The organism is Enterococcus canis NBRC 100695 (assembly GCF_001544375.1).
Classification (GTDB): domain Bacteria; phylum Bacillota; class Bacilli; order Lactobacillales; family Enterococcaceae; genus Enterococcus_H; species Enterococcus_H canis.
The window spans coordinates 1-8,542 of sequence record NZ_BCQJ01000021.1; the positions used below are offsets into that span (position 1 = coordinate 1).

Below are 8,542 nucleotides of genomic sequence, written 5' to 3' on the forward strand. Positions count from 1 at the left end.
CATCGAAGGATGGAAGCTGTACATGGACATTGATGCCATGCCAATCACAATTGAGTAAAGTGATATTTCTCGTTGAACTCAAAAATCATTTCTCGAGTTAATGTAGCTCCTTCAATGTCATTAGCAACAGAGATTTCAGACAAGATAGATAATTGATCGCCATCCGTCAGGAAACAAACATCTAATTTTTCAGAGCTAACGTCAATACCGACAAATAATTTCATGGAAGAAGGACCTCCTTTCGTTTTAAATTTTGGAAAATGCTTCGATACTGTGGGATTTCCCAGAATCTCACTGTGTAGCCACAACCTCGCCTAATAGAATACGGTGATAACAGAGCTAGAAACTGCCTTCCAAACTACTATTTGAAAGTCTAGTCCATTATCGAAACAGCTAATGAGTTGGTAGTGATAACAGTGGTTCGGGTAACAGACTTCTCTAGGTAGACAAAGCTACAGGAGGGAGTAGCAAATTCCCGTTGAATCTTTTCCATACATCCATTGTACTCTGAGAAATCACACAATATCGAAACAAATTCCGCAAGGAATAGGTTATTCAATAAATTTTACAAGTTAGAAGCATTCTGGAGAAAGATCATTAGACAAATAATATTTTACGAGGAGGTGAATGTATGATTGGGGTCATTTATTTTATTGTAATTGTGTTAGCGAATACGATCGGTTCCGTCTCAGGAATGGGAGGTGGGGTCCTAATCAAGCCCATTTTTGATTTTATCGGTGCCCATTCTGTTGCAGCCATCTCTTTTTATTCTACCGTAGCCGTTTTTACCATGTCGTTAGTTTCTACCGCAAGACAGTTGGCTAGCGGACGTAAAATCAATTGGCAAATCGTCCTTTGGGTTTCAGGAGGAGCTATCTTAGGCGGTATATTGGGCAATGTCGTTTTTGATCAGCTACTGTTGCTTTTCCAGAATGAAGATCAAGTACAGATGGTACAGATTTTTTTGACTGTCGTGATGTTGTTGTTTGCTTTCTTTTATACCAAATATGACTGGCCCGGATTCCAACTGAAAAAAGACTTCTGGTATTGCTTCTGTGGCCTAGTCCTTGGTTTTCTAGCAAGCCTGCTAGGAATCGGCGGTGGACCAATCAATGTTTCCTTGCTAATGTTAATGTTCGCTTTACCAATCAAAGAAGCAACCGTCTATTCGATTTGTACGATTTTTTTCTCACAATTAGCGAAAATTGTTACAATCGCTGGGATCACCGGATTTGGGCTCTATGACTTAAAAATTTTATGGTTTGTGATTCCGGCCGCTATTGTTGGCGGTTTGCTAGGGGCATGGGCCAGCACCATTCTTTCCCCACAAAAAGTGACGATTATTTTCCAGATGGTGATTCTCCTCGTGCTAGTCATCAATCTTTATAACGGCTATCAATTATTATAAACAGGAGTAGGTAGATGATCACGCTCCCTACTAGAATATCATGTGGAATAGATTTTATGGTAGAATTCGGAAAAAAGAACCATGGGAGGATTCCCAAGCCAGGTGGAACTCCCTTAACAATTGATAAAACAATTGCCACAATTAACAGCTTGAAGCATTTATTTCTAATACAGGAAAGCCCGTTGTATAGTCAGGTTTCCCCCAAAAAAGATTGTTCAAAATCAAAACCTTATTTAGATGAAAAAGTAAACTTATAACCAAGTTTGCTAACTAATTGTGGAATAATATTCAAGAGTTTTTACAGCCATTCTTTAACTATTTTTAATATCAGATATTCTAATGGAAACGTAAGATTAACCCTATCGTTATTATAAAAGGTAATTCCTTACTTTCTCCTAGAAGAGAATGTGTCTTTGATCATCAACTGATTGAACCCAGCCTAGTTCTAATTCGTCCATCTATCCACTTCTAGTACCATTTTTCATACGTAAATGAATTACTCACCACTTAGCTAAACCTAACGGTTCTTAACGCTTGAAGTGGGAGCTTCTTGGGGATAGAGCATACTTGCAAGCGTATTTCTTCACTAACAGCGGTCTCTCTTGTTTACCAAGCGATTCCCGTAGTTCCTACGGTTCTTGATGATTGGATCTAAACCAATCCCATAGAATGTAATCTTAGACCTTCGGTCAGAATATTGATACTAGCATTGATATCTCATATCTCGGTCATGATGAGCATAACAAACAGGCCTTTTAAAAATCCTATTCTTCTTCTGCCATGTACCGGTAAGAATATTACAAGTGGAAGTAATAGCTCCTTATGAGCAATTTTGTAGGCTACTTCTCGTCCTCTTTGGGGCAAATTGCCGAGATTAGTATAGCACAAAGCTTATGAAAAGAAAGAGTCCTAAAACAAACGTCGTCTCAACTCGCGTTTCAGGGCAAACCATGACGGAATAACCATGGAAAAGCATACGGGAAACTGGGACCACAGGAGGTGCCCCGCCCTGCAGAGCAATAATACAAAATTAACTCTTCCGTATATAAAACACTAGTTTCAGGGGAGTGAACCTATTGGTGTAGGTGGCACAGGATCACTTCAATAAATATTTCAGTGTCTAGTAATTGCTAAAAATGCTTTTGTAATAAATATGTTAGATCCTAAAATTAGAGGGAAATTATAAAGTGTTTTTTAACGCTATTATTTCTAGCTATTGACTAATAAGTTATATAGATTAATGTCTGTTATTCATCAATAAAATAAACTACAAATAGGCTCTTCGTCAATTGCACCATCAAAACAATTTGACGAAGAGCCAACCTAAAAAACTTTCGAGCCTTCCCGCTCCATACTGAATTATTACCACTTTGTTTATTGGAACTGCATTCCGCCATCCACTATGATCGTTTGTCCAGTTATATAGTTGGCGTCATCACTGGCTAAAAATGAAACAACTGCCGAAACATCTTCAGGTTCAGATAAACGTTTTAATGCGATATCTTTACTGAAAGTTCGCATTCCCCATTCATCGTCTTTACCAGCATTAACACCTACTTGATGAGCAATATCCATCATCATAGGTGTTTTAACAATACCTGGTGCATAAGCATTGCAAGTAATACCATATTCAGCTAAATCTCGTGCAGCAATCTGGGTCATACCACGAACAGCAAATTTTGAACTACTATATAACATCAGGTTAGGATTACCCACAACACCCGCTTGTGAACAAGCGTTGATGATCTTTCCACCATGATTCAATTTTTGGAATGCTTCGGAAGCTGCTTGTGTTCCCCATAAGACGCCTCCCACATTAACAGAATAAACTTTTTCAAACTGTTCTGGAGTAATAGAATCTATCGGTGTAGTTGGTGCTATCCCAGCATTATTTACAATCACTGACAAGTCTCCATAGGATTCTATCGTTTTATTAACTGCTGAGAAAATCTCGTCACGCTTCGAAACATCCGCTTCGATAGCCATTGCATGTTCACCAAACTCTATTGCTGCCGCTCGTGCAGAATTTTCATTGTAATCCACCAATGCCACATCAAAGCCATCTCTATATAAACGCTTAGCTATAGCAAAACCTATACCTTGACCTGCGCCAGTAACTAAGGCAACTTTTTTCATTAAATTTCACTCCTTCTAACATTTATCAACTTCAAAATAAACCTACCTCTCTTATTAATATTAATAAAAAATAAACTCACATTAAAAATAATATCCTCACTTCCTTGTATATTTAGATTACTCAATTAATCAGCTATTCCGTTTTAATTAGCTGTTATTTTATCTATAATTGAGTTAGGCACTGTGGACTAGTACTACTTCCACTAGATTCCCTTGGAATACTGTTAGTGAAGGGCTCTAGCCATAGCTCTTTGTCAAATTGTTAATAAGTTTGTTAGCGCAGGATATCTGTTCGTGACGCTTGATTGAGCACAAGGTTACATAGGCAAATAGTACGTGGAGCACAGTGTAAATTTTATCTGATCAGGAGTGGTTCTTATGTTGTCTGTTGGAATAGCTGTTGCCAAGCATAAACATGACTTAGCGGTCGTTGATCCTGAAGGACCGATTTTTGTCCACCACTTTCAAATCGAAAATAACCGTGAAGGCTTTACGAAGCTTCAAATGGCGCTTGCTAATTTGAAGAAATCTACCGGTGAAGACATCAAAGCGCCTTATAAGATACCGATCATTATTGCTTTAATATCTTACGCTTTCTTCGGACGCAAAGCTCCCCAACCTACAGCTATAATCCGTACTTAATTAAAGAATATGCCAAGAATCAAAGCTTGCGTAAAACCCAAAACCGATAAAAAAACGCCATGATGATTGCTCGAAAACTACGAACAAATCTTGATAAATAATCATTTAGTGCTGCCCCTTAAATGATTGAATTGAAATATTTAACTCGACATACAACCAGATTAAAAGAGGATTATGCTCGAAAAAAGTAAGCTATACACACCTTAAATATTCGCTTTCTGAAATCAGCCTCTTCTTTGGGTTCTTCTTTTCTGCAAAGCACCAATCCCATGTGTACGCGATTTTGGAAGAATACCTTTCTACTAGAAAGCTAGGAAATGGACACTTAACGAAGTTGACGAATTTCATTTCAATACACTCAAAAGGTCGCTTCGGAAAAGATTAGGCAATCAAGATTAAAGTCCTCGCACAAATCACCATTAGTCAAGATTCCCCTGCGCTAGAATTTGAACTCCTTCAAACCATTAATACCATTCAGTAACTTACGACTATGCGAGACGAAACAGAGAAGGAAGTCGCTCGATTAATGAGTGAAATTGATTCGCCTATTTTAACGATTCCCGGCATTAGTTTTAAATTAGGGAGTGTCATTCTTACCGAAATTCGGGATATTAAGAGTTTTCGTTCACCAAATCAGCTGCTTGCTTATGCAGGTGCAGAATCATCCGTCTCCACTTCTGGAATGAATTAAACAGAAACTGACCGAATGGTCAAACGAGGATCTTCACAATTACGCTGTGCATTGCATAAGTTCGCCAGGCTCATGTCTATTTGGTCGCCGTCTATGCGTGTCTATTTCCAGAAAAAACTAGCGGAAGGAAAACACTACAATGTCGCAATTAGTCATGTCGTAAGAAAACTGGTGCGGATCATTTACCAATTACTGAAAGATACTACACCTTATGAGGAACAGAAAATGACCGTTAACTAATCTTTTCAAAAACTTTCTCTGCCTAAGGTTTCTTTGTCATGCCTTCAAACCATATCCAAATTACGTTATTCAAACTTTTCATATTGTGATTGACTTAATATAGTTTGTCTTTCTATCTCTTATTTTCTTTACAAAATCATTTTACAAAGAAAGCGTTTTATCGTCAAAAAATAAGATTTTCATTTACTCTCCGTTATTTTTTCAACAAATAACGAAATTGTTCGACAAAAGAATAAACGCCAATTGTTTTTGAGACGTTTTCTTAATTCATCCCCAGTTAGATATAAAAATGTCGCTTTTGATTTCCCTACCACTTCACGATTATTTTTATGTCACTTTTGATGATTCCCACTAACCACTACACTGATAGCTACTTCCTTATTGTCGGATAATCTTCTCTTTTCTGTGGCGGAGTATAGTTTTATACTGCCAGAATGACTGGTAAACCATTGAGGAGTCTTACTATCCATTCTTTGAGAACAAACAAGCTAATCCAAGCCTATTAGCCGTAGTCGTCTTGGTAACTTAAATCCTCTATTAGATCACTATTTAAATAACTAAGAGAAACTAAAATCACACTATTATCCTAAATAATTGAAACAAGAGAAAATAAATTCCCTTACCATTGAAATTTTTCAAAATATAAAAGCTTATGCTATTGAGCAGTACGGTAACTGGTATCATAAACCTATTGATTTATTTAAATTTTTATAGAAAAGTTATTGAAAATGAATTAGTTGATACTGCTTCTTTTTTATTAAATTTTACCCCTTCTTGTAAATGAGTTTTACAGTTTTATGTGATTACTTAAAACTACTCTATTCAATCAATCAAGAACAAATTATGTATTACTAATCAAATAAACAGTTTCAAAATGTACCTAAGGTAATTTCCCACTAGAATATTGCCTAACAGAACTTCTGAACGAGAAAACCTACATGTTTAATCATAAAATGATAGTATTGTAAGCAAGAGTATTAATAATAATTATTATAGTAACAGAAAATGAAAAAGCCGCGAAATAACCACCTGTCCAAGATTGATGGTTATTACACGACTTAGACTTATATCATATTTTAATTAAACACTCTTTAAACACTTCTTTGTTAGATACTTCCATACTTTTTTGATCGAATTAATTGATTGATTTTAAAGTAATTAGTGGACGTCATATGAACATAACCTTTACTTTTATGGTCAAATATATTGTTACACAAACTTTCTCAAACATTAATCGTTCATAAAATTCCCCACCTGATAGACAACTACTTGCTAGTATACTTAATCTCGACCAATCGTTACATCAAAATACTAATTCTACCTTTGAAGTGTCTTTAATATTGAAAAAAGTAATAAAAACACCTAGCTAGTTCCACTTGTATTTCTTTTCAAACTCTTCCCATGACTTTGAAAAATCCTTATTTTTAAAAGCTTCTTTAAGACCAGAAAGTTGCTTCAAACGAAAGACTTCATCCCCATCCATTCCCAACATCTCTGCAATCTCGGAATCTGTCTTCCCTTCTCCGACTAGCCTTATAACTATCTTTGACATATCTAATACTTGATGTGTACCTCTCGCACGATTAAATTGAACAGTTGCAGCTATCCTCTTAACAATGTTATGTTTTAAAATAACTACAGGAACCTCCCTTAGATTTAATTTTTTTGCAACCGTATAACGGTGAAAGCCGTCTACAATACAATACTTATTATTTTCATCCCTTATAACTGCTATTGGATAACAAAAGCCATTTTCTATAATTGATGTTTCCAATAAATTCATTTCAGGTGCCGCTACTATATTAGGATTGTAGTCGTTGGCATAAACTTCATCTATTGAAACTAATTTTGCTTCTAATGCTAACATTTTAATCTCTTCTGCCATTTTCCTTTAACCTCTCATCAAAATATATTATCTTATTCTCTGTTTCATCTTTTTCTAACATCGCCTTTAATTCGGCGTCATCTCTTTTGGTTTGTGCAAACGATAATCCTCTCCCATAATAATCATTCTTTAATATCATTTTCGCACATCTTCTCCATGAAGCTACTTTCTTTTTAGCTTCTAAGTGTTTCGGTGCAAAATCCTGCATTGGGATCCCTTTTTTCACTTCATACCATTCAATAAATCTCTCTATTTTTCTCGCATAGTGAATCATTAAGTCATAATTTTTAATTCCTATGCTCTCCAATAGAAAAATTGTGTACTCCTGCCATGTTAGATGCTTGGGTTTTTCCAACTTCATATACCCAAGGGCTAAACTTTTAGCATAAAGATTGCCAAAATTTACTCCACCAACTCTTATTAAAAGTTTAGACCAAGTTTCCGGTTCAATAGCTTTAAATTGACTTAGACCTTTTCTTTGGTCATCACCATACGGTTGACAAATTCTTGCTTCATGGATGGAAAGTCCAGATTTGTAAAAAAGCTCATAAAGTTGATTATATTTTAAATCAAGTTGAGAAACAGCAATCCAAATGTCTCTTGTTTGCCAATCATAAATTGGATAAAAATTGTAAATTGGAAGGTGTAAGTCATTTTGGACAAGAGTTGTCCAATTATAATCTTGCCATTTCTCTTTTCTAAGAGACACAATCGTTCTAAAACGATTAAAACTTTCATTTGTCCTAATACCAACACCACACATCACTGGCTTGTTATGCTTTTTTTGATACCATTTTGCAAAAGCTACAATGAAAGTTTCAAATTGCATATCATTAATAAAAAAATCCCACCCATATTTTGAAAGATAATTATCTTCGTTAATGCAATTTTCAGGCATATCTCTTATCCAGAACTCTTTCTGCCTTTTATCCCAACAAACCCAATGGGTGCTTAATTGGCTTACTGCATTTCTTAAAACTAAGGGTAGGCAAACCCAATAAAATTTATTGATTTGACTTAGATTTTTAAGATCGTTTACATGATCAATGGTATATTGATAATTACCTTCTAGATCAATGAACAAAACATCAAATTTCTTATTTTTCTCTTTTGCAACTATATTTGCCAGTTGTAACATTACGGAACTGTCTTTACCACCAGAAAACGAAAAGTATACAGCAAAGTCTTGCGAAAAAATTTTTTCTAATCTTTCAAGTGCAGCGGTATAAACATTTTTCTCTAAATAAACCTTTCCCAAAATATTCACCCCTATGAAAAAAATTTAATAGGTACTTTAATTGAACGTTACTACGCAAAGTTTTGTTCATATCAATCATACATTAAAATTCGTACAGGTACGTATAAAAGCACTCCTTATTTTAATAATACGAACCAAAATCTATACTAATTGACTAGCCACTATCTTCAACCAAAACTTATATTTATTTATACGCACTGCTTCTATATTCTAATAAAGTTATCTCAGTTAAGATACTCTACACAATACAGGATAAGTCATCATTATTCATATGTCCCTAAC

General features: G+C 35.3%; 8 protein-coding genes and 1 pseudogene. 5 read left to right on the forward strand and 4 right to left on the reverse strand.

The window, feature by feature from the left end; all coding sequences use genetic code 11:
* Window positions 1-224 (reverse strand): annotated as a pseudogene (locus tag ECA01S_RS13435) (IS110 family transposase); the annotation flags it as partial.
* A gap of 407 nt (window positions 225-631) precedes the next feature.
* Here ECA01S_RS13435 and ECA01S_RS13440 point away from each other — a divergent pair.
* Together ECA01S_RS13440 and ECA01S_RS13445 are read left to right on the forward strand one after the other, a co-directional pair.
* A complete protein-coding gene (locus ECA01S_RS13440; protein WP_010746350.1) occupies window positions 632-1,408 on the forward strand; it encodes a sulfite exporter TauE/SafE family protein in 777 nt (258 codons plus the stop codon).
* A gap of 56 nt (window positions 1,409-1,464) precedes the next feature.
* The gene (locus ECA01S_RS13445; protein WP_143139625.1) at window positions 1,465-1,665 is read left to right on the forward strand and encodes a hypothetical protein; all 201 of its coding nucleotides are present in this window, start codon (window positions 1,465-1,467) and stop codon (window positions 1,663-1,665) included.
* Between the two features lie 1,117 nt (window positions 1,666-2,782).
* Here the strand turns inward: ECA01S_RS13445 and ECA01S_RS13450 are convergent.
* The gene (locus tag ECA01S_RS13450) at window positions 2,783-3,544 is read right to left on the reverse strand and encodes a (S)-acetoin forming diacetyl reductase (protein WP_010746352.1); all 762 of its coding nucleotides are present in this window, start codon (window positions 3,542-3,544) and stop codon (window positions 2,783-2,785) included.
* A 378-nt stretch (window positions 3,545-3,922) separates the two neighbouring features.
* Here ECA01S_RS13450 and ECA01S_RS14630 point away from each other — a divergent pair, with 378 nt between their 5' ends.
* The 3 genes from ECA01S_RS14630 (at window position 3,923) to ECA01S_RS14640 (ending at window position 5,117) form a co-directional block, all read left to right on the forward strand.
* Complete coding sequence (locus ECA01S_RS14630; protein WP_010746353.1) at window positions 3,923-4,186, forward strand: hypothetical protein; 264 nt, start codon at window positions 3,923-3,925, stop codon at window positions 4,184-4,186.
* Between the two features lie 526 nt (window positions 4,187-4,712).
* On the forward strand, window positions 4,713-4,877 hold the full coding sequence (locus tag ECA01S_RS14635) for a transposase (RefSeq protein ID WP_231371802.1): 165 nt from the start codon (window positions 4,713-4,715) through the stop codon (window positions 4,875-4,877).
* 72 nt (window positions 4,878-4,949) lie between these two features.
* The gene (locus ECA01S_RS14640) at window positions 4,950-5,117 is read left to right on the forward strand and encodes a hypothetical protein (RefSeq protein ID WP_245631228.1); all 168 of its coding nucleotides are present in this window, start codon (window positions 4,950-4,952) and stop codon (window positions 5,115-5,117) included.
* 1,366 nt (window positions 5,118-6,483) lie between these two features.
* On the opposite strand, the gene ECA01S_RS13460 is transcribed toward ECA01S_RS14640, so the two are convergent.
* On the reverse strand, window positions 6,484-7,002 hold the full coding sequence (locus ECA01S_RS13460) for a ParB N-terminal domain-containing protein (protein WP_010746354.1): 519 nt from the start codon (window positions 7,000-7,002) through the stop codon (window positions 6,484-6,486).
* The gene (locus tag ECA01S_RS13465) at window positions 6,986-8,260 is read right to left on the reverse strand and encodes a DUF3440 domain-containing protein (RefSeq protein WP_010746355.1); all 1,275 of its coding nucleotides are present in this window, start codon (window positions 8,258-8,260) and stop codon (window positions 6,986-6,988) included. The genes ECA01S_RS13460 and ECA01S_RS13465 overlap by 17 nt, the downstream gene beginning before the upstream one ends.
* Window positions 8,261-8,542 lie beyond the last annotated feature (282 nt).

Coding starts and splice junctions, on each gene's coding strand:
- ECA01S_RS13440 (WP_010746350.1), top strand. CDS start 632: ATGATTGGGGTCATTTATTTTATTGTAATTGTGTTAGCGAATACGATC.
- ECA01S_RS13450 (WP_010746352.1), bottom strand. CDS start 3,544: ATGAAAAAAGTTGCCTTAGTTACTGGCGCAGGTCAAGGTATAGGTTTT.
- ECA01S_RS14630 (WP_010746353.1), top strand. CDS start 3,923: ATGTTGTCTGTTGGAATAGCTGTTGCCAAGCATAAACATGACTTAGCG.
- ECA01S_RS14640 (WP_245631228.1), top strand. CDS start 4,950: ATGTCTATTTGGTCGCCGTCTATGCGTGTCTATTTCCAGAAAAAACTA.
- ECA01S_RS14635 (WP_231371802.1), top strand. CDS start 4,713: ATGAGTGAAATTGATTCGCCTATTTTAACGATTCCCGGCATTAGTTTT.
- ECA01S_RS13460 (WP_010746354.1), bottom strand. CDS start 7,002: ATGGCAGAAGAGATTAAAATGTTAGCATTAGAAGCAAAATTAGTTTCA.
- ECA01S_RS13445 (WP_143139625.1), top strand. CDS start 1,465: ATGGTAGAATTCGGAAAAAAGAACCATGGGAGGATTCCCAAGCCAGGT.